At 61.6% G+C, this 19,992-nt stretch carries 19 protein-coding genes and 4 tRNA genes; 22 read left to right on the top strand and 1 reads right to left on the bottom strand.

Annotated features, from left to right (window positions below; genetic code table 11):
- The first annotated feature begins 101 nt into the window (after positions 1 to 101).
- From PMX70_RS06940 to PMX70_RS06955, 4 genes are all read left to right on the top strand, one after another.
- Positions 102 to 890, top strand: a complete 789-nt coding sequence (locus PMX70_RS06940) for a DUF3825 domain-containing protein (protein WP_070097101.1) — start codon at positions 102 to 104, stop codon at positions 888 to 890.
- A 138-nt stretch (positions 891 to 1,028) separates the two neighbouring features.
- Positions 1,029 to 1,103: transfer RNA gene (locus PMX70_RS06945), tRNA-Val, on the top strand.
- Positions 1,104 to 1,550: 447 nt separating this feature from the next.
- Positions 1,551 to 2,708 (top strand): hypothetical protein, encoded by a 1,158-nt coding sequence (locus tag PMX70_RS06950; RefSeq protein WP_117564779.1) that lies wholly within the window; start codon positions 1,551 to 1,553, stop codon positions 2,706 to 2,708.
- 367 nt (positions 2,709 to 3,075) lie between these two features.
- Positions 3,076 to 3,148: transfer RNA gene (locus tag PMX70_RS06955), tRNA-Ala, on the top strand.
- Between the two features lie 209 nt (positions 3,149 to 3,357).
- On the opposite strand, the gene PMX70_RS06960 is transcribed toward PMX70_RS06955, so the two are convergent.
- Positions 3,358 to 3,433: transfer RNA gene (locus tag PMX70_RS06960), tRNA-Ile, on the bottom strand.
- Positions 3,434 to 3,985: 552 nt separating this feature from the next.
- On the opposite strand from PMX70_RS06960, the gene PMX70_RS06965 reads away from it, so the two are divergent.
- From PMX70_RS06965 to PMX70_RS07050, 18 genes are all read left to right on the top strand, one after another.
- A tRNA-Ala gene (locus PMX70_RS06965) sits at positions 3,986 to 4,058 on the top strand.
- A 75-nt stretch (positions 4,059 to 4,133) separates the two neighbouring features.
- The gene (locus PMX70_RS06970; RefSeq protein ID WP_117564780.1) at positions 4,134 to 6,167 is read left to right on the top strand and encodes an ABC-F family ATP-binding cassette domain-containing protein; all 2,034 of its coding nucleotides are present in this window, start codon (positions 4,134 to 4,136) and stop codon (positions 6,165 to 6,167) included.
- On the top strand, positions 6,154 to 6,450 hold the full coding sequence (locus PMX70_RS06975) for a hypothetical protein (protein WP_164473297.1): 297 nt from the start codon (positions 6,154 to 6,156) through the stop codon (positions 6,448 to 6,450). The genes PMX70_RS06970 and PMX70_RS06975 overlap by 14 nt, the downstream gene beginning before the upstream one ends.
- Positions 6,451 to 6,459: 9 nt before the next feature.
- Entirely contained in the window at positions 6,460 to 7,143 is a 684-nt protein-coding gene (locus PMX70_RS06980; RefSeq protein WP_117564781.1) for a site-2 protease family protein, read from the top strand.
- Between the two features lie 84 nt (positions 7,144 to 7,227).
- Positions 7,228 to 8,037 (top strand): segregation and condensation protein A, encoded by an 810-nt coding sequence (locus PMX70_RS06985; RefSeq protein WP_117564782.1) that lies wholly within the window; start codon positions 7,228 to 7,230, stop codon positions 8,035 to 8,037.
- Between the two features lie 11 nt (positions 8,038 to 8,048).
- Entirely contained in the window at positions 8,049 to 8,777 is a 729-nt protein-coding gene (scpB, locus tag PMX70_RS06990; RefSeq protein ID WP_117564783.1) for an SMC-Scp complex subunit ScpB, read from the top strand.
- Complete coding sequence (locus PMX70_RS06995) at positions 8,764 to 9,726, top strand: pseudouridine synthase (protein WP_370448072.1); 963 nt, start codon at positions 8,764 to 8,766, stop codon at positions 9,724 to 9,726. Before scpB ends, PMX70_RS06995 begins: the two co-directional genes overlap by 14 nt.
- A 65-nt stretch (positions 9,727 to 9,791) precedes the next feature.
- Positions 9,792 to 10,478 carry a (d)CMP kinase gene (gene cmk, locus PMX70_RS07000; RefSeq protein ID WP_117840618.1) on the top strand — a complete coding sequence of 229 codons (687 nt, stop codon included), beginning with the start codon at positions 9,792 to 9,794 and terminating at the stop codon, positions 10,476 to 10,478.
- A gap of 3 nt (positions 10,479 to 10,481) precedes the next feature.
- On the top strand, positions 10,482 to 11,210 hold the full coding sequence (locus PMX70_RS07005; protein ID WP_117840616.1) for a lysophospholipid acyltransferase family protein: 729 nt from the start codon (positions 10,482 to 10,484) through the stop codon (positions 11,208 to 11,210).
- A gap of 2 nt (positions 11,211 to 11,212) precedes the next feature.
- Positions 11,213 to 12,112: a 4-hydroxy-3-methylbut-2-enyl diphosphate reductase gene (locus PMX70_RS07010; protein WP_233505669.1), complete on the top strand. Its 900-nt coding sequence runs from the start codon at positions 11,213 to 11,215 to the stop codon at positions 12,110 to 12,112.
- 2 nt (positions 12,113 to 12,114) lie between these two features.
- Positions 12,115 to 13,557, top strand: a complete 1,443-nt coding sequence (locus PMX70_RS07015; RefSeq protein ID WP_271743220.1) for a DUF512 domain-containing protein — start codon at positions 12,115 to 12,117, stop codon at positions 13,555 to 13,557.
- A 10-nt stretch (positions 13,558 to 13,567) separates the two neighbouring features.
- The gene (gene der / locus PMX70_RS07020) at positions 13,568 to 14,902 is read left to right on the top strand and encodes a ribosome biogenesis GTPase Der (RefSeq protein ID WP_271743221.1); all 1,335 of its coding nucleotides are present in this window, start codon (positions 13,568 to 13,570) and stop codon (positions 14,900 to 14,902) included.
- On the top strand, positions 14,895 to 15,578 hold the full coding sequence (plsY, locus tag PMX70_RS07025) for a glycerol-3-phosphate 1-O-acyltransferase PlsY (protein WP_117803193.1): 684 nt from the start codon (positions 14,895 to 14,897) through the stop codon (positions 15,576 to 15,578). The genes der and plsY overlap by 8 nt, the downstream gene beginning before the upstream one ends.
- A 9-nt stretch (positions 15,579 to 15,587) precedes the next feature.
- The gene (locus tag PMX70_RS07030) at positions 15,588 to 16,595 is read left to right on the top strand and encodes an NAD(P)H-dependent glycerol-3-phosphate dehydrogenase (RefSeq protein WP_055250142.1); all 1,008 of its coding nucleotides are present in this window, start codon (positions 15,588 to 15,590) and stop codon (positions 16,593 to 16,595) included.
- Positions 16,596 to 16,613: 18 nt separating this feature from the next.
- Positions 16,614 to 17,285 carry a ribulose-phosphate 3-epimerase gene (gene rpe / locus PMX70_RS07035; protein ID WP_055250140.1) on the top strand — a complete coding sequence of 224 codons (672 nt, stop codon included), beginning with the start codon at positions 16,614 to 16,616 and terminating at the stop codon, positions 17,283 to 17,285.
- 6 nt (positions 17,286 to 17,291) lie between these two features.
- The gene (locus PMX70_RS07040; RefSeq protein WP_055250138.1) at positions 17,292 to 18,470 is read left to right on the top strand and encodes a cysteine desulfurase family protein; all 1,179 of its coding nucleotides are present in this window, start codon (positions 17,292 to 17,294) and stop codon (positions 18,468 to 18,470) included.
- Positions 18,467 to 19,276 (top strand): Nif3-like dinuclear metal center hexameric protein, encoded by an 810-nt coding sequence (locus PMX70_RS07045; protein WP_055250137.1) that lies wholly within the window; start codon positions 18,467 to 18,469, stop codon positions 19,274 to 19,276. The genes PMX70_RS07040 and PMX70_RS07045 overlap by 4 nt, the downstream gene beginning before the upstream one ends.
- A complete protein-coding gene (locus PMX70_RS07050) occupies positions 19,273 to 19,992 on the top strand; it encodes a zinc ribbon domain-containing protein (protein WP_055250135.1) in 720 nt (239 codons plus the stop codon). The genes PMX70_RS07045 and PMX70_RS07050 overlap by 4 nt, the downstream gene beginning before the upstream one ends.

A 19,992-nucleotide genomic window follows, 5' to 3' on the forward strand; every position in this document is an offset into this window, starting at 1 on the left:
GCTAGAAATCATATGACGGGGCGCGGGCCGTGTTCCGCTATGCGGTTGTCAATTTGCGAAAGAAATTATGCGTCACCGCTATGAAATGGAATGGACGCCACATGGAAATCCCCAGCACCCTGTGCAGCAATGTGTACGACTTCGCGTTTTGCCCCGAGCCCTGCTACGAACGCCTGGCCGACCTCGCCGACCCCGAGGACTGGGGTCCCGGCAACCGCATCCTCAAAAACTACCTGTCGTTTTCGTTTAGCCGTGCGGTGTTCCTGACCGAGCGCGACGTGGACCAGACCGCGCCGTCCAACCTGCCTTTGGTGTTCGACAACGACCAATGCCTGTTCAACACCGGCCTGTACACGCGTCGCTACGAGACCATCTACGGCCTGTTTGAGCCCAACACCAAGCCCGACGCGCGCCAGCGCTGGTTTTTGAAGGGCTTCTTTAAGGAGAGCGACCCCATGCTGGTCTCGTTTGAGTACCTGCCGTGCCGCGTGCGCTTTGCCGAGGACCCCTCCGAGCTGGTCTTTGACTACCGCTTGCCCATCCGCTCCAACATCGACCACATTCTGGGCGATGAGGAGAACCTTACGCGTATTCCCGCTAGCCTGATGGGGGAGGGCAACTCGCTGCTGCTGCGCCGTGCCTTTGAGGGCGCCGTCGTCGAGGCCGCCCGCCGCGCCGCCGCCAACTACACGCTCGCCGTGCCGCAGTTCTACGGCGGTCGGATCCAACTGCTGCTGCCGCTGTGCCTAACCGGCGACAAGCCCGAACTGGCGCTGACCATCCAGCGCGAGGACGGTTTCTACGCCGCGCGCACCTGCCTCACGCTCGACATGGCATACAACAATGCGCGACTAATCTGTCGCCCCGAGACCTCGTGGATAAAGCGGTAAATGGTGGTTAAGCTGCTGTTTTACCTATTGCTTTGGTTGCTTTGGCTTAGCTAGCATCCACGAATTTAAAATCGGGGGCAAAAAGTTCTTGGTAAACCAGGCGCGGCTATGATAGTATCTCTTTTGCCGAAAGGCGACGGGCGATTGGCTCAGGGGTAGAGCATATCCTTCACACGGATGGGGTCACAAGTTCGAATCTTGTATCGCCCACCATCAAAAGCGCAGGTCAGAGGTGTTAAGCCTCTGGCCTTTTTCTATTTGATACCAAGGGTGACACCAAAAGTGACACCAAATTTTCGATTTTTATTAGCATGGGGTCCTATTTTTTATTGATCGCAAACCCTTCATAGTTCCTACATATTGAATATTATTTTCGTTCGTTGACCAACTATAGAGTGACGTCGTCGAACATTTTGAAAATAGTTCACGCGATCTTTCAATGAATTCTTTGCATGATTCATACGCAATTGTGGAGAAAAAGACCACTGGCTCACAGCTCGTACCAGCACATTCACGCCTCGTGACAACCTTTCAACACATCCCATCCATTTTTTGGTCAGCGTTTGGTCAGCTTCCGGTACTTACCCGCATGATGCCCCAGTAGATAATCGTCCACGACCACAACCGCATGGCCTACGGCCGATACCAAGGGAGGCGCAAATGGACGAAATCGTCTGCGCAAACACCGCATTCCGCTATTGGCGCTGCCCACCGCAGGTGCGCGACCTCTACCCGCGCCTACCCAACTCCGAAGAAGGCTGGCGAGCTCTATCCCAAGCCCCATTCGTAACCGACGTCCTCAAGACCCCGATTATCGCTGTTGCTTCGCCAGGTTATTGCAATCACCATTCGGGATTGCGCTCCACTATTCGCTGGGAAGGGACATCGGATGTCAGCACAACAATCGACACTAATTTAGGCTTTAGTGTTACCAATCCGCTTAACACATTATTTACTATGACACGCTTTGTGTCCCAAATAGATCTCGTACTGGCTATGTACGAACTTTGCGGTTGCTTTTCCGTTTTCGAGCTTGCTCCCGCTGCCGAAATGCAGTTAAAAATGGCGGTAGAGGAGAATCGCAATTCCAGCACGCAGGATCTGTTCGAACTTGGAGAAGGCGAAGACGAGGTTCCTTGGAAACGAGTTTACGCCCGCGCAACCGTAAAGGCCACAGATAAAGAAGGCCAAACGAACAAGCGTGAGGATGGAAGAGAGGTTACGAAACTCAAAGGCACTTCTCTTTGGATGAGAAAGCCGCTCATCGAGCTAAGCGATCTACATCGATTCGCCGACAAGGTCAAAAGTCAAATGTGGGGAAAGCAGTTTTATGATGCCGCTCAGCAGGTTATCGGCATTGCTGCGTCTCCGCTCGAGGTCGCGGGGGTACTGCTTCTAAGTCGTTCTCGACGTCTAGGTGGTTCAGGATTCAGATACGTGTACCTCAACGATTTAACCCCTCTATCCGTGGCAGCCCAAAGCATCGCAGGCCAAAAGGTCTGCTACGGCGACATCGTGATCGTAAACCCAATCCTAATGAAGGCAGTTATTATCGAGATCCAAGGTGAGGTCATTCATGGCTCAGGTGCAATACTTGACCACGATGCGGAGCGCATGACTGCGTTGCAGAGCATGGGATTCGATGTATTCCTGGTGACTCACGATATGCTCAACGATTCAAAGCTGCTAGACACCATAGTCAGAAGTGTCTGCGACCGTTTAGGGATTCGCTATAAAGCCAAAACTGAGGCAATGAAGTGCGCCGAGACGAGACTGCGAGCAAATGTTTTGTGCAACTGGTTGGAAATCGGAAATTAGTCGGCGACAAGGCGCTAGAACTACCTAGTTTGCCTGTTAGTGAAATAATGTCATTTCAAAACTATGCCGGATTACGGGGCTGGACCCGGACTGGCCGTCCATACCCTGCATTTCACGGAATACGCAAGCCGTCTACCTGCGGTTTTGATTTTACCGATTACGGCATGCTCGGGGGTTCCCGGCCTGGCCCCGTAAACCGGCATAGTTTTGAAATCGCCGGGTCGGCGGGAGCGCGATTGGCCCCGGTAATGGGCCTGGCGCCGGCAAGACGGCCGTTGGGCGGATGGCGGCCCGCGCCGCGACTGCGAAATTTTCCAAAAATGTCCTTGCATCGCCGTCCGAGTTCCCGTATAGTACTTTTTCGCACGGGGGCGTAGCTCAGCTGGGAGAGCGCTTGACTGGCAGTCAAGAGGTCAGGGGTTCGATCCCCCTCGTCTCCACCCGAGCATTGAATGAGGCTCCAACGCAAGTTGGGGTCTTTTTTCTTATCTAACGATTGAAGCCATGTGTTGGTTGGGTAGCATCTTGGCGACATTCCCATTGTTAATTACGAATATGAATGTTAATAACTTTACGTCTCTGGATGGCAAAGCTAGTTTGCAGCGCTAACAACAAAGAGGCCGGGCGTAATGCCCGGCCTAAAATACTCTGGTGGGCCCTCCGGGATTCGAACCCAGAACCCAGGGATTATGAGTCCCCTGCGCTAACCGTTGCGCCAAGAGCCCTTATGAACGGTGAATGCAATTCTAATAAAGGCATCTAAGGCCTAATTTCTTCGCTTCACGTCGTGAAATACTACCATGCACGAGCAAGTCGCACAACGCAAGATCAAGTCCAATGCTAAACAACAACCAATCTAGGCGCGTCGCAGAAAAGACGTGTTTTAGAAAAAGTTAAGGCCATTAATTCAGGGCTCAAACACATTTAACCGCGAAATCAAGCTGATGCCATTTCAAAACACCGCCAGTTTACTACGACTGATCGGCGACTCCCGAGCACCGCGTGTTCCCCGTTTGCAAAACCGCAGGTAGGGAGCCCGACGGTTGCGTGAAAAGGCGTGCGTGGTCGAACATTCCTGATTCATCGTAGTAAACCGGCATAGTTCTGAGGCGCAGAGGAGGGGCGGTTCGCAATCGGGTCCGATAATGGGACTGGCGGAGCACGGGAAACCCGGTTGAGCGGGCGGGTCGTGTTTCGCCCGTGCCGGCACGGGCGAAAGTTTTTCCAAAATTGCCCTTGCATCGCCGTCGGAGTTCCCGTATAGTACTTCTTCGCACGGGGGCGTAGCTCAGCTGGGAGAGCGCTTGACTGGCAGTCAAGAGGTCAGGGGTTCGATCCCCCTCGTCTCCACCCGAGCATTGAATGAGGCTCCAACGCAAGTTGGGGCCTTTTTTCATATTGGCACACAAGGTCAAAGGCGGCACCATGATCCTCCTGGTCGACAAGATCGAAAAAAGCTTCGGCGCACGCGTCCTCTTTAGCGGCGCGTCCTTCCAGATCAACCCCGGCGAGCGCTTCGCGCTCGTGGGCCCCAACGGCGCTGGCAAAACCACCATGCTCAAAATCATCATGGGCATCGACAGTCCCGACTCCGGCCAGGTCCAGTACGCAAAGGACTGCCAGGTGGGCTACCTAGAGCAGGAAACTAATCTGGAACAAAAGGACACCACCATCCTCGCCGAGGTCATGGCCGCCGCCAAGGAAATCCGCCGCATGGGCGAGCGCGCTAACGAGCTGCAGGCCCAAATCACCGAGCTCTCCGAGCAGGGCAAGGACGTCGACGCACTCCTCAACGAGTACGGCCAGGTCCAGGACCGCTTTGAGCACCTGGGCGGCTACGAGCTCGAGAGCAACGCCCGCAAGATCCTGTCCGGCCTGGGCTTTAAGGTCACCGACTTTGAGCGCCCGTGCTCCGAGTTCTCGGGCGGCTGGCAGATGCGCATCGCGCTCGCCAAGCTCTTCCTGCGCCATCCCGACCTGCTGCTTCTGGACGAGCCCACCAACCACCTGGACCTCGAAAGCGTCCAGTGGCTGCGTGGCTTTATCGCCAACTACGACGGCGCCGTCCTCATCGTCAGCCACGACCGCGCCTTTATGGACGCCTGCGTCGACCACGTCGCCGCGCTCGAAAACCGTCGCGTGACCACTTACACCGGCAACTACAGCAGCTACCTCAAGCAGCGCGAGGACAACCTTGAGCAGATGCGCGCCAAGCGCGCCGCCCAGGAGCGCGACATCGCCCACATGCAGGTCTTCGTCGACAAGTTCCGCTACAAGCCCACCAAGGCCGCCCAGGCCCAGGAGCGCATCCGCAAGATCGAGCAGATCAAAAAGGAGCTTGTCATCCTACCCGAGGGCCACAAGCACATCGACTTTAAGTTCCCCGACCCGCCGCGCTCCGGCGACATGGTCGTGGGCCTGGAGGGCGTCTCCAAGTCCTACGGCAACAAGCACATCTACAGCGACATCGACCTCAAGCTCTACCGCGGCGAGCACGTGGCGCTCGTCGGCCCCAACGGCGCCGGCAAGTCCACGCTCATGAAGATCATCGCCGGACTGGAGCCGCCCACCACCGGCACCCGCGACCTGGGCACCAACGTGGGCGTGGCCTATTACGCCCAGCACGCGCTCGAGGGCATGACCGAGTCCAACACCGTCCTGCAAGAGATCGACACCGTCACGCCCAAGTGGACCGTGCCGCAGCAGCGCAGCCTACTGGGCGCCTTCCTGTTTAGCGACAACGATTCCATCGAAAAGCAGGTGCGCGTCCTTTCCGGCGGTGAAAAGGCGCGCTTGGCCCTGGCTAAGATGCTCGTGGCCCCCGAGGCACTTCTGTGCCTGGACGAGCCCACCAACCACCTAGACATCGACTCGGTGGACATGCTCGAGAACGCCCTGCAAAACTTCCCCGGCACCATCGTGCTGATCAGCCACGACGAGCACCTGGTGCGCGCCGTGGCCAACCGCGTCATCGACATCCGCGACGGACAAGTCACGGTCTACGACGGCGACTACGACTACTACCTCTACAAGCGCGAGGACCTCGCAGCCCGCGCCGCCGCCGAGGCGTCCACGGAGAGCGCGCCGGCCACGACCAAGTCCGCCAAGGCCAGCGCCGCCCAGGCCGACACCCCCGTCGCCGCCCCCAAGCCTGCCGAGGGCAAAAAGACCAAGGAGCAAAAGCGCGCCGAGGCCCAAGCCCGCGCTGCGCTCAACAAAAAGCTCAAGGGCGTGCGTAACCAGCTCAAGAAGATCGAGACGGAGCTCGACAAAAAGCGCGCCCGCTATGACGAGCTTATGGAATTGATGGCGAGCGAAGAGCTTTATGCCGATCAAGACAAGTTCAACGCCGCGCTGGGGGAATATAACGGCCTTAAGCAAGAGCTACCCAAGCTCGAGGACGAATGGCTGGAGCTTTCCACCCAGATCGAAGAGGAGACCGCGCGTGAACTCTCGTAAGGCCGCTGCCGTGGCGATGAGCATCATCGCCATCGCCTGTCGCATCTGCGGCATCTTTATGAGCGCGATGACCGTGCTGCTGTGCTTTAGCGGCCTCACCGCCAAGTTGCAGATTGTGGGCTTCGTCGTCGAGCTTTCGCGCGCACTGCCGAGCGCCATCGCCGGCTACGGCGTCATCACATCGCCCTTTGGCGGCGTGTTCCGCTTGGATTACGCCATCGTGGCCGTCATCCTGTTTGTGGCCGACTACCTGCTCACGCGCGCCTCGCGTCGCGTCCGCTAGGGGAGCGCCATGTCCAGCAGCTACCTCATGAACCTGCTAGCCAGCGCCGTCGCCGTCATCGTGGGCATCGTGATCCACGAGAGCGCACACGCCGCCGCGGCCTGGGCACTCGGCGATAAGACGGCCCGTTCGCGCGGACGCGTCTCACTCAACCCGCTCAACCATATCGACCCGTTTGGCACCATCATCCTGCCGCTGCTCATGCTTGCCGCCGGCGGCCCGGTGTTCGCCTTCGCCAAACCCGTGCCCGTGTACCTCAACAACCTCAAACACCCCAAGCGTGATGAGGTCCTGGTGAGCGCAGCCGGCCCCGCATCGAATATCGCGCTCGCATGCCTGGCCGCAGCCCTCATGCACGCTGCATACGGCAACCTCTACGCCAGCATGTCCTTTGCCGTGGCGACGCAAATCATGAACTTCGGCGCCACCTTTATCGTGGTCAACCTGTCGCTTGCGTTCTTTAACCTCATTCCGATTCCGCCGCTTGACGGCTCGTCGATTATCGTGCCGTTCCTCAAAGGCAAGGCGCTCTCCACCTACTACCAGCTGCAGCGATACGCCATGCCCATACTCATCATTGTGCTGTATCTGCTGCCCATGTGGACTGGCATCGACGTGATCGGCCGCTATTTCGACGTTACCGTGTATCCGTTGGCCGAGTGGCTGCTCAACTTCGCAATCGCCGGCATCTAAGGTAAACTTACAGGTCGACCGTGCAAAACGGTCGCAACATGCACCCAAACCGCGCCGCGAAGGCGCCGTCAAAGGAGGTCGAAGATGTCGTATCGCGTGTCGACGCAGGTCTACAGCGGACCGTTCGACCTGCTGCTGCAGCTGGTAACCCGCCAAAAAGTTGATATCGGCGCCATCTCGATCAGCGAGGTGGCCGAGCAATACCTGGCCGAGGCCGAGCGTATCGAGGCGCTGGACCTGGACGTGGCGAGCGACTTTTTGCTGGTCGCGGCAACTCTTTTGGACATTAAGGCAGCCTCGCTGGTACCCCAGGAGGCACCGCGCAAGACAGGCGACGGTGACGAGGACGACGAAGACCTCGAGGAACTCAGTGCGCTCGACGGCGACGCCCTGCGCGAAGTCCTGATCCAGCGCCTGATTGCCTACAAGCAGTTTAAAGGCGCGGCGGCAGCCCTTGGCGCGCGGATGCAGGCCGAGAGCCGCATGCATCCGCGCGTGGCCGGCCCCGACCCCGAATTCCTTGGCCTTATGCCCGACTACCTGGCCGGCATTACCCTGCGCGGCCTCGCCGTCATCTGCGCCGACCTGGACGGCAAGCGCCAGACTTTCCTGCTGGAAGCCGAGCACGTGGCACCGCATCGCGTGCCGCTCGACCTGACGGTGGCCTCGGTCGATCGCTTTACCATGGCTCACCAAACCTGCACCTTCCGCGAGCTGTTGGACGGCGATGCCACCACCGAACAGCTTGTCGTCACCTTCCTGGCCATGCTCGAGCTCGCCAAGCGCGGCTCGCTTACCCTGAGCCAGGACGAAATCTTTGGAACCATTCAAATCAATCGCGTCGAGGGCGCCGAGGCATACGTGCCCGGCGAGGGCCCCGAGCTCACCGAATAGGAGCGGCAACCATGTCAACCCTTTCCACGCTGGAGGCAAACAGCCTCAAAGGCGCCTTGGAGGCGCTGCTGCTGGTGTCGAGCGACCCCGTGAGTGCGCCCGCGCTGGCAAGTGCACTGGATATCGCCCCGGGCGAGTGCGCATCGCTGCTCGCCGAGCTCAAAGTTGAGTACGAGGAGGCTAACCGCGGTTTTCAGCTGCGCGAGGTCGCCGGTGGTTGGCGCTTGTTTACGCACCCCGCCTACCACGATGTGGTAGAGGCCTATGTGCTGAGCTGGGACACGCAAAAGCTGTCGCAGGCGGCGCTCGAGACCTTGGCCGTTATCGCCTACCACCAGCCAGTCACGCGCGAGGTGGTCAAGGGCATCCGCGGCGTCAACTCCGACGGCGTCATTGCGTCGCTCGTGGACAAGGGCCTGGTGCGCGAGCTCGGCCGCGACCCCGAGCGCGGTCAGGCCATCATCTACGGCACGACCAACGCCTTCTTGGAAAAGTTCGGTCTGCGCTCCACCCGCGACCTGCCCGATCTGGAGCAGTTTGCCCCCGACGAGCAGTCGCGCCGGTTTATCCGCGAGCGCCTGAGCGGTCGTAGCATTCAGTCCACGCTCGAGGAGCAGGCCGATGACCTGGACGAAGAGCGCGAACTGCTCGATACCGATGTTGAAGATGTTGAGGCAGTCGAGGACTTGGAAACCCTGGTCGTCGACGAGACCTCGGAGGATTTACATGACGAGGACTAACGAAGTAGGGGAGACGCGTGCCATGGGCAACGCAGTACCCGCAACCGACGCCCAGCCCGTCTACCCGCATACCATGCGCCTGCAGCGCTTTTTGGCGCGCGCGGGCGTGGCGAGCCGCCGCGGATCGGAGGACCTGATGACCGCCGGCCGCGTGACCGTCAACGGCCAGATCGCGACCGAACTGGGCACCAAGGTCGACGTCGACCACGACCATATCGAGGTCGACGGCATGCCCGTCAAGCTCAACCAGGGCTCCGTGTACCTGATGCTCTACAAGCCGACCGGCTACCTCACCACCATGAGCGATCCGCAGGAGCGCCCTTGCGTGGCCGACCTGGTCCCGCGCGACCGCTTTCCGGGCCTGTTCCCTGTGGGCCGCCTGGACCGCGACACCACGGGCCTTTTGCTCTTTACCACCGACGGCGACCTGTCGCAGGATCTGCTGCACCCCAGCAAGCATGTTTACAAGACCTACCAGGCGCTCGTGGACGGCAACCTGACCGATCGCGACTTAGAACCACTCCGCCGCGGCATCGAGCTCGATGACGGCCTGTGCCAGCCGGCGATCTGCCGCGTCATTAACGCGCGCGAGGCCGAGGCCGTAGCTCCGCAAGGCGTTAAGCCCGGCACCACCGCCGTGGAGGTCATCATCCGCGAAGGCCGCAAGAACCAGGTCAAGCGCATGCTGAGCAAGATTCACCACCCGGTGATCCGCCTGCACCGCTGCAACTTTGCCGGCCTGGAGCTCAAGGATGTGGCCAAGGGCTCGTGGCGCGAGCTCACCGACCGCGAGGTGCAGATCCTCAAAGACGGCGGTATCCCGCCCAAGCAGGCCAGCTCCAAGCGCAGCGCCGCGCCGGCGACCAACACCGCGAGTCGCACGCGTCACCACGGTAGCCACGGCTCCGCGCCCAAGCGCAACACCTACCGCGAGCGCTACACGAGCTAGGCAATCGCAAAGCCCCAGCGCCCGCGTCCCATACCAGCACGTCAACCACCGAAAGGAAGCATTGCATGATCGTCGCCATCGACGGCCCCGCCGGTTCCGGCAAGTCCACCATCGCCAAGGAGATTGCCCGCCAGCTGGGCTTTAACAAGCTCGACACGGGCGCCATGTATCGCGCCGTCACCTTCGCCGCGCTCGACCGCGGCATCGACCTGGACGACGAGGCGGCCATTGACACCCTCGCCGAGCAAATCGAGATCCGCTTTACCAACGGCACCGGCGAGGACACGCGCCTGACCATCGACGGCAAGGACGCATCGGCCGCCATTCGCACCCCGCAGGTCGACGCCAACGTGTCCAAGGTCTCGGCCTACCCGGGCGTGCGCGCCGCCATGCTCATCCACCAGCGCCGCGCCGCCGAGGACCGCGATATCGTCGCCGAGGGTCGCGACATCGGAACCGTCGTGTTCCCCAACGCACAGGTCAAGGTCTTCCTGACCGCCGACCCGCGCGAGCGTGCCCGTCGCCGTGTGCTGCAGCGCCACCAAAACGACGCCCAGCCGCTCACCGAAGAGCAGCTTGAGGCCGAGGTCGACGAGACCCTCGACGCCCTCAAGCAGCGCGATAAGCTCGACAGCAGCCGCGAGGTCGCGCCGCTCGTTCCCGCCGAGGACGCGGTACATGTCGACTCCACCGCCCACACCATCGACGAGGTCGTCTCGATCATCGAGGACCTCATCAACCAAAGGAGGTAGCCCATGCGCCTGTTTAAGCAGACGCCCGAGGATTACTACAACGCCCCCTACGCCGAGTTCCCGGCGCTCATCCGCGGCACCGTCGCCGTGGTCATGGGCATCCTGTGGGTCTTCTCCAAGCTCATGTGGCGTTGGAAGGTCGAGGACAGCGACCTGCTGTTTGAGCGCCAGGAAGGCCGCGGCAGCGTGGTCATCTGCAACCACACATCGATGGCCGAGCTCCTAGCTGTGGAGACGGCGCTGTTCTTTGGCGGCCGCCGCATTCGCCCCATTTTTAAGTCCGAGTTTGCGAAGAGCAAGATCGTGCGCTGGGCCTTTAGCCGCGTGGGCGGCATTCCCGTCGAGCGCGGCACCGCCGACATGAAGTGCCTGCGTGCCGCCCAGCATGCGCTGCAGCGCGGTGAGGACGTCCTGATCTTCCCCGAGGGTACGCGCATCCGCTCGCGCGAGATCAAGCCCGAAGTCCACGGCGGCTTTGCGCTCATCGCCCAGATGGGTAAGGCACCCGTCAACCCGCTCGCCATCTGCGGCTGGTCCGATATTACGCCTGCGGGCAAAAAGATCATGCGCCCCAAAAAGTGCTGGATCCGCGCCGGCAAGTTAATTTCGCTTTCCGACGCGCCTGTCGAGCTCAAGCGCAAGGAGCGCCTAGCCTGGTTTGAGTCCGAAGCCATGAGTCGCGTCTACGCCATGCGTGATGACCTGTGCGCCGAGCACCCGGGCAGGTTCTAGCCATGGACGAGGAAGTCATGAACACCGCCGAGGCTGTGCCCGGCAAGGCAGACGCCCCCACTATCGAAATCGCTGCCCACGCCGGCACCTGCTACGGCGTACAGCGTGCGCTCGATATGGCGCTGGCCGCTGCGCCGCAGGCAGGGGAGTGCACTCAGGTCCATACCTTGGGTCCGCTCATCCATAACCCGATCGTGGTACGCGAGCTCGCCGAGGCAGGCGTCGGTCTGGCCGACACCTTGGACGACGCCACGTCGGGCACTGTGATCATCCGCGCCCACGGCGTGGTGCCGCAGGTCATTGATGCCGCTCGCGAGCGTGGCCTTAACGTCGTCGACGCCACCTGCCCCTACGTGAAGAAGGTCCACGTGGCGGCCGAGCGCCTGGTGCGCGAGGGCTACCGCGTGATCGTCGTGGGCGAGCCGGGCCACCCCGAAGTCGAGGGCATCCTGGGCCACGCCGGCGATGACGCGCAGGTCGTGAGCTGCGCTGCCGATGCGGACGCGCTGTCGCTCAAGGGTAAAGTGGGCTTGGTTGTGCAGACCACCCAGACTGCGCAGAACTTGGCCGAGGTCGTGGCTGCTATCACCCCGCGCGTGCAGGAGCTGCGCGTGATCAACACCATCTGCGCCGCCACGAGTGAGCGTCAACAGGCAGCAGCCACACTTGCCAACCGCTGCGACTGCATGGTCATCGTGGGCGGCAAGAACTCGGGCAACACCCGCCGCCTGGCGCAGATTTGCGCAGACGCCTGCGAGCGCACGTATCACATCGAGGAAGCTTCTGAGCTCCAAGCCGCGTGGTTTACCGACGCTCACCACATCGGCATCACCGCCGGAGCCTCCACCCCGCAAGAACACATCGAGCGCGCCGTCGAGCGCATCAAGGAGCTTTGCCGCTAACCATGGACCAGACCGTACCCGCATACGCCGCCGAGGTGGCCGATTACGGGCGCAGCCGCGACCCCGAGCCGGGTGAGGGCGCGCTCGTAAAGAACGTGCGTCCCGAATCGCCCGCGTGGGATGTGGGTATCGAGCCGGGCATGCGCGTGCTCACGGTCAACGGTGAGGCGCTCACCGACATGATCGTGTGGCTCTGGGAGGCCGACGATGATACCGTCGACCTCGAGGTTTTCGACCCGCGCGACGGCACCGTCACCCCCGTCGAGATCGACCGCTTTCCCGGCGAGGATTGGGGTTTGGAGTTCGATGGCCCCATCTTCGACGGCATGCGTACCTGCGTCAACGCCTGCGTGTTCTGCTTTATGACCATGCTCCCCAAGGGCGGCCGCTCCACGCTCTATATTCGCGACGACGACTATCGCCTAAGCTTTTTGCAAGGCAACTTTGTCACGCTTACGAACCTCACCGACGAGGACGTGCAAAACGTCATCCAGCGCAACATGAGTCCCATGAACGTGTCGGTCCACGCTGTGAGCCCCGACGTCCGCCGTCGTATGATGGGCCGTAACGCCCAGCGAGGCATGGACGTACTCGAGACCATCATGGCCGCCGGCATCGAGATTCACGCGCAGATCGTGTTGTGCCCCGGCATGAACGACGGCGAGGAGCTGGAAAAGACCCTGCGCTTTTGCGAGGAGCACGAGCAAATCACAAGCCTGGGCATTGTGCCGCTCGGTTTTACCAAACACCAAAACCGCTTTAGCTGGTCATACAGCGACAAGCCCGAACTGGCGCGCGAGACCATTGCCATGATCCGACCGTTCCAGGACCGCGCCTATGAGCGCTTTGGCCGCCACACCTTCCAGATGAGCGACGAGTTCTATCTGGACGCCGGCATCGATCCTCCAGAGGCAGACTTTTACGACGGTTACCCGCAGTACTACGACGGCATCGGCATGATCCGCTCGTATCTAGACGAGACCGACGACGTGCTTGCCGCCTATACCGAGCGTCTGGCCCGCGTCCGCGAGGCCATCGCCGCCCGCAGCCAGCATCTGCTGTGCCTCTCGGGCGCCAGCGCACGCGACACGGTGGCCCGCTTTGTGGAGTCGCCCCAGGGACTCGCCGGCACTGTCACGGCCATCAAGAACCGCTACTTTGGCGGCAACGTGGACGTGACCGGCCTCATCGTCGCGTGTGACATCTTGGAGCAGCTGCCCCAAGATCTGTCGGGGGTTATGCTCTTTGTGCCTAAGCTCATGTTCAACGCTGACGGCATGACGCTTGACGAGTATCATCGTGACGATTTACTCGCAAGCCTTACCAGTCGCGGCGCCGAGGTTCATGTGGTGTCAACCATGCCGCATGAGCTGCTCGATACCCTGGAGCATATCCTTGGCATTGTGCCTGCCGACTCTAACACTTCCACTGAACCTACCCATTAAAGGAGAGCAGATGAAACCTATCGTCGCCGTCGTCGGACGCCCCAACGTGGGCAAATCCACGCTCGTTAACCGCCTGGCCCAGACCTCGGACGCCATCGTCCACGAGTCTCGCGGCGTCACGCGCGACCGCTCGTATCACACGGCCGATTGGAACGGCCGCGAGTTCACCATCGTCGACACGGGCGGTATCGAGCCGCTCAAGAGCGACGACGTCTTTGCCACGTCCATCCGCGACCAGGCGCTCGCCGCCGCCGAGGAAGCCGCAGTCATCCTGTTTGTAGTCGATGGCCGCACCGGCGTCACCGAAGAGGACGAGTCGGTCGCCCGCATGCTCAAGCGCTGCGACAAGCCGGTCTTTCTGCTGGTGAACAAGCTCGACAACCCCGATCGCGAAAACGACAGCATCTGGGAGTTCTATTCGCTCGGTATCGGCGAGCCCACGCCGCTCTCGGCCCTGCATGGCCATGGCACGGGCGACCTGCTCGACGATATCGTGGCCCTGCTTCCCGAGGAAGAAGACGAGGTCGCCGATGAGTTCCCCGACGCGCTGAACGTGGCCATCATCGGCCGCCCCAACGCCGGCAAGTCGTCGCTGTTCAACCGCATCCTGGGCGCCGACCGTTCTATCGTGTCCAACATTGCCGGCACGACGCGCGACGCCATCGACACTGTCGTCGAGCGTAACGGCAAGCACTACCGCATGGTCGACACCGCGGGCATTCGCAAGAAGAGCACCGTGTACGAGAACATCGAGTACTACTCCATGGTCCGCGGCCTGCGCGCCATCGACCGCGCCGACGTGGCGCTGCTCGTCGTCGACGCCTCCGTGGGCGTTACCGAGCAGGACCAGAAGGTCATGGGTCTTGCCATCGAGCGCGGCTGCGCCATCGTTGTGCTGCTCAACAAGTGGGATCTGCTCGACGACGACCGTAAGCGCGAGGCCTGCATGGAGACCATCGACCGCCGTCTGGGCGTCATGGCTCCCTGGGCCCAGTACCTGCGCATCTCTGCTCTCACCGGCCGCAGCGTCGAGAAGATCTGGGCGATGGTAGACGCCGCCGAAAAGACGCGCTCGCAGAGGATTAGCACCTCGCGCCTCAACGCGTTCCTCACCGACCTGCGCGAGTTCGGTCATACCGTGGTGGACGGCAAGCGCCGCCTGCGCATGCACTACGTGACCCAGACGGGCGTCAACCCGCCGACGTTCACGTTCTTCGTCAACCACAGTGACCTGGTCAACGACACCTACCAGCGCTACGTGGAGAACCGCATGCGCTCGACCTTCGACTTCGCCGGCACACCCATCCGACTCTTCTTTAGGAAGAAGGAACAGAAGGATGCATAATCCGATTCTGCTGACCGCCATCTGCGCCGTGGTCTCGTTCTTTATCGGGGCGATTCCGTTTGGCCTGATCTTGGGCCGTGTGTTCAACCACACGGACATTCGCAAGGCGGGCTCCGGCAACATCGGCACCACCAACGCGCTGCGCGTGGCCGGCCCCAAGGTGGCCGCACTCACGCTGCTGCTCGACTGCCTTAAGGGCGCCATCTGCGTCCTTATCGCCCGTCCGCTCATCGCCGACTTGGGCTATGGTTTTCCGCCGAACATCATGGCGCCTGGAGCCCCCGGCGACTGGATGCTCGGCGTCATTTGCCTGGCAGCTGTATGGGGCCATATCTTCTCGCCCTACCTCAACTTCCATGGCGGCAAGGGTATCGCAGTTGGTCTGGGTGTCATCCTCGCCTGGTACTGGCCTATTGGCCTGTCGCTGCTGGGCATGTTTATCGTAGCCGTCGCCATCACCAAGTATGTGTCAGTGGGTTCGCTTGCCGCGGCCATCGGACTTCCTATCGCTGCTTGCGCGGTCTTTCCGTACAGCAGCCTGGGCCTCAAGTTCTGCATGGCGATGATCGGCATCACCGTGGTGTGGGCCCATCGCTCGAATATCCAAAAGCTCATGGCCGGTAAGGAGTCCAAGCTCTCGTTTACCAAGCGCGTCACCGAGCCCGACGATAAGTAGGAGAGAGTCATGAATGTTGCGCTGATTGGCTCCGGCTCCTGGGGAACCGCCGTCGCCGGCCTCGCCGCCGAGCGAGCCGAGCGCGTGACCATGTGGGCCCATAGCGAGCAGACGGCCACCGGCATCAATGCCGAGCACCGCAATCCCCGGTATCTGGTGGACTACGAGCTGCCCGGCAACGTTGTCGCCGCCACGGACCTGTCGCAGGCGCTCGACGGCGCCGAGGCCATCATCTTTGCCGTGCCCTCCACGCACCTGCGCAGCGTATGCCATCAGGCAGCACCCTTCATCGCCGCCGACACCCCGGCACTCTGCCTCACCAAGGGTATTGAGCCCGAATCCGGCCTGCTTATGAGTGAGGTAATCGCCAGTGAGATCGGCAACGAGTCGCGTGTCGCGGCGCTCTCGGGCCCCAACCATGCCGAGGAGATCTGCCGCGGCGGGCTTTCTGCCGCCGTCATCGCCAGCAATGATCCACAGGTAGGGGAGACCTTTAAGGACCTGCTCCTATCCACGGCCTTCCGCATCTACCTGTCGCAGGACATGACCGGCGTCGAGGTTTGCGGCGCCATGAAAAATGTCATCGCCATCGTGTGCGGCATTTCCGCCGGTTCTGGTGCGGGCGACAACACGCTTGCCCTTATCATGACGCGCGGCCTGGCCGAGATCAGCCGTCTGGTGCACGCCCGCGGCGGTCAAGCCATGACCTGCATGGGTCTTGCCGGCATGGGTGACCTCATTGCCACCTGCACCTCCGAGCATTCGCGCAACCGCACCTTTGGCTACGAGTTTGCCCACGGCATCTCGCTCGACGAGTACCAGGCACGTACGCATATGGTGGTCGAGGGCGCCGTCGCGGCCCGCAGCGTCAGTGAGCTTGCCCGTTCACTGGGCGTAGACATTCCGCTCACCTTTGCCGTGGAGCAAACGCTCTACAACGGTGTTACTTTGGATAGGGCGCTCGAGATTCTCACAGATCGCGTCCCTTCTCAAGAGTTCTACGGACTCACCGACTAGCGCAGAAAGGCTTCTACCATGGGTTCCATCAAAATCGCTCCGTCTGTCCTTTCGGCCGACATGGCCAACCTCAAGGGCGAACTCGACAAGATCGCCGGTGCCGACTACGTGCACTTCGACGTTATGGACGGTCACTTTACCGGCAACCTCACCTTTGGCGTTGACATCCTTAAGGCCGTCAAGCGCTCCACCGATGTACCGGTCGACGCGCACCTCATGGTGACGAACCCCGACGAGACGGTCGATTGGTACGCCGACGCCGGTGCCGACATGATCACCGTGCACTACGAGGCTTCCACGCACCTGCACCGCACGCTCACGCATCTGCAGCAGCGCGGCGTCAAGGCCGGCGTGGTGCTCAACCCCGCCACCCCCGTGTGCGTGCTCGAGAGCATCATCGACGTCGTCGATATGGTGCTGCTCATGAGCGTGAACCCGGGCTTTGGCGGCCAGAGCTTTATCCCGGGCACCATCGCAAAGCTTCACGAGCTCAAGGCCATGTGCGAGCGCCACGGCGTGTCGCCCCTGATCGAGGTCGACGGCGGTATCTCTTCCAAGAACATCGCCGAGGTCGTCAAGGCCGGCGCCAACGTGCTCGTGGCCGGCTCCGCCGTATTTAAGTCCGAAGATCCCGCTGCCGAGGTTGCGCTGCTGCAGAAGCTGGGCAACGAGGCCGCACAGGAGGCATAAACCCTTATGACCGCAGGTCAAAACCGCATACCCGTGAATCTTGACTATGCCGCCTCGACGCCAATGCGCGCCGAGGCGCTCCTTGCGCAGCGCGAGTACGACGACAGCGAGCTTGCCGGCGTCAACCCCAACTCGCTGCATTCGCTCGGCCGCAAGGCTGCCGCGCGTCTGGAGGTTGCACGTCGCGAGATCGCCCGCAGCTTTGGCGCGCACGTCCGCCCGTCCGAGATTGTACTGACCAACGGCGGCACCGAAGCCAACCAGCTGGCGCTGCTCGGTCTTGCCGAGGGCGCTCGTCAGCGCGATCGCAAGCGCGGTCGCGTAATCGTTTCGGCCATCGAGCACGATTCGATTCTGGACAACCTGCCGCTGCTGCGTGCCGCCGGCTTTACCGTCGACCTGGTGCAGCCCTGCCGCGCGGGCTACGTTGAGCCTGCCACGCTTGTCGAGCTGCTAGGCGACGACGTGGCGCTCGTGAGCATTATGGTCGCCAACAACGAAACCGGCGTGGTGCAGCCCATCCGCGAGCTTGCCGCAGCTGCGCACACCGCAGGTGCCCTGTTCCACACCGATGCCATCCAGGGCTACTTGCATATTCCACTCGATGTCACCGAGCTGGGCGTCGACGCCATGTCCGTCGCAGCCCACAAGATTGGCGGTCCCGTGGCATCTGGCGCACTCTACCTTAAGAGCCGCACGCCGCTGCGCCCGCGCATCTTCGGCGGCGGACAGGAGGCCGGTCGTCGTGCCGGCACGCAAGACCTGCGCACGCAGCTCGCCTTTGCCGCTGCCGCCTCGTCTCTGACGCCCCATGTGGCTCAGGAGCGCGCGAAGCTGCAAGCCCTTTCCGACAAGCTCTACGCCACGCTTACGGCCCATCCGCGCATTCACGCCACCATGGGTGACTACGCGCAAGCCGACCGTCTGCCCGGCATGTTATCGATCTACATTGACGGCATGGACTCAGAGGAACTCATCATCAAGCTCGACGCCGCCGGCTTTGAGGTTTCGGCCGGCTCGGCGTGCTCGAGCGGCAGCATGGACCCGAGCCATGTGCTCAGCGCCATGGGCATTGGTCGCGAGCAGGCACTAGGTGCACTGCGCATTTCCTTTGACGACCGCGTGAATCCGGACGATCTGGACGAGTTTGCCCAGACGCTGCTCTCGATCGCAGGTGCCGCATGATCGTCGCCGAGCTCGAGCGCGCGCTACTGGCACGCTATCCCAAGACGGACACCGAGCCCTGGGACCACGTAGGACTCTCCGTTGGCGATCCGGCCGCGGAGATCACCGGCGTTGCCTGCGCACTCGATGCGACTGAGGCTAATGTTCGCCGCGCCCAAGAAGCAAGCGCCAACGTGCTGCTGACGCATCATCCCATATACATCAAGGCACCCGAGGCCTTTTGTCCGGCGGATGCCACACGACCCCAGTGCAGTGCGGCCCTCTACGAGGCTGCCCGCTGCGGGGTGAGCATTATCTCGCTCCACACCAACCTGGACCGCTCGCACGAAGCCCGTGTCTGCCTGAGCAAGCTGCTGGGTGCCGCACCCGTGAGCTCACTGGAGCACGTGGACGACCCCGAGGCCACCGGCCTGGGCGCACTTGCAACGCTCAACGACCCGTGCACGCTGCGCGATCTTGCCACCCGTGCTGCCACGGCCTTTGGCAGCGACCCGCGTGTGTGGGGCAAAGCTGATCGCCCGTGCCGCACCGTCGCCATTTTGGGCGGCTCCCTGGGCGACTTCGGAGAGCTCGCCATCGCCGCGGGCGCAGATGTTGTCGTGACGGGCGAGGCGGGCTACCACGTGGCGCAAGACCTTGCCTTGCGCGGGCTGTCGGTGATCTTGCTCGGCCACGACCGCTCCGAGGAGCCGTTCGTTGATATATTGATGAACTCTGCAGTTGACGCCGGGGTCGACCCCCGTCATGCGATTAAAATACTGAACCCTTGCCAATGGTGGACTGTGACAAAAGGAGAGAACTTATGAGCGCCGGCGCTACGCTACTCAAGCTGCAACAGATCGATTTGGAGCTCGCCCGCAACAAGAGCGAACTTGCCAATATGCCGGAGCTCAAGGAGCTCGCTTCCAAGCGCAAGACCTATGTAAAGCTCAAGGCCGAAATGACCAAGCTCTACGCTCAGCGCAAGGACCTGGATATTGAGCTCGACGATCTCAACACCACCGAGATCCAGACCAATAACGCCATTGAGGCCGCTAAGAAGCGCCACGTCGACGGCTCTGACTATCGCGAGGTTCAGGACCTGGAGAACGAGCTCGCCACCCTGGCCAAGCGCCTGGACAAGATCGAGCACACCCGCAAGGACGTCGTAGTCGCCCACAAGGAGGCGCTCGACCGCGAGGCTCGCGCACAGGCAATCATCGCCAAGTTCGAGGAGGGCGTGAAGGCCGACACCAAGGCCGCCCGCGCCAAGGCAGCCGACCTCCAGGCCCAGATCGATGCCGCCACCAAGGAGCGCACCGCGCTGGCCGCTACGCTGCCCACCGACGTGCTCAGCGACTACGAGCGTCTGCTCAAGCAGTTCCGCGGCTTGGCCGTCGAGACCATCCAGGGCAACATCCCCACGGTCTGCCACACCGCGCTGCAGGCATCGTCCATGAGCGACCTCAACCACGACGGTAGCGAGATTACGCACTGTCCGTACTGCCACCGCCTCCTGGTGCTCCCGAGTAAGGAAGCCTAG

The organism is Collinsella aerofaciens, from assembly GCF_028206795.1.
In the GTDB taxonomy this organism is placed as follows: domain Bacteria; phylum Actinomycetota; class Coriobacteriia; order Coriobacteriales; family Coriobacteriaceae; genus Collinsella; species Collinsella aerofaciens_AX.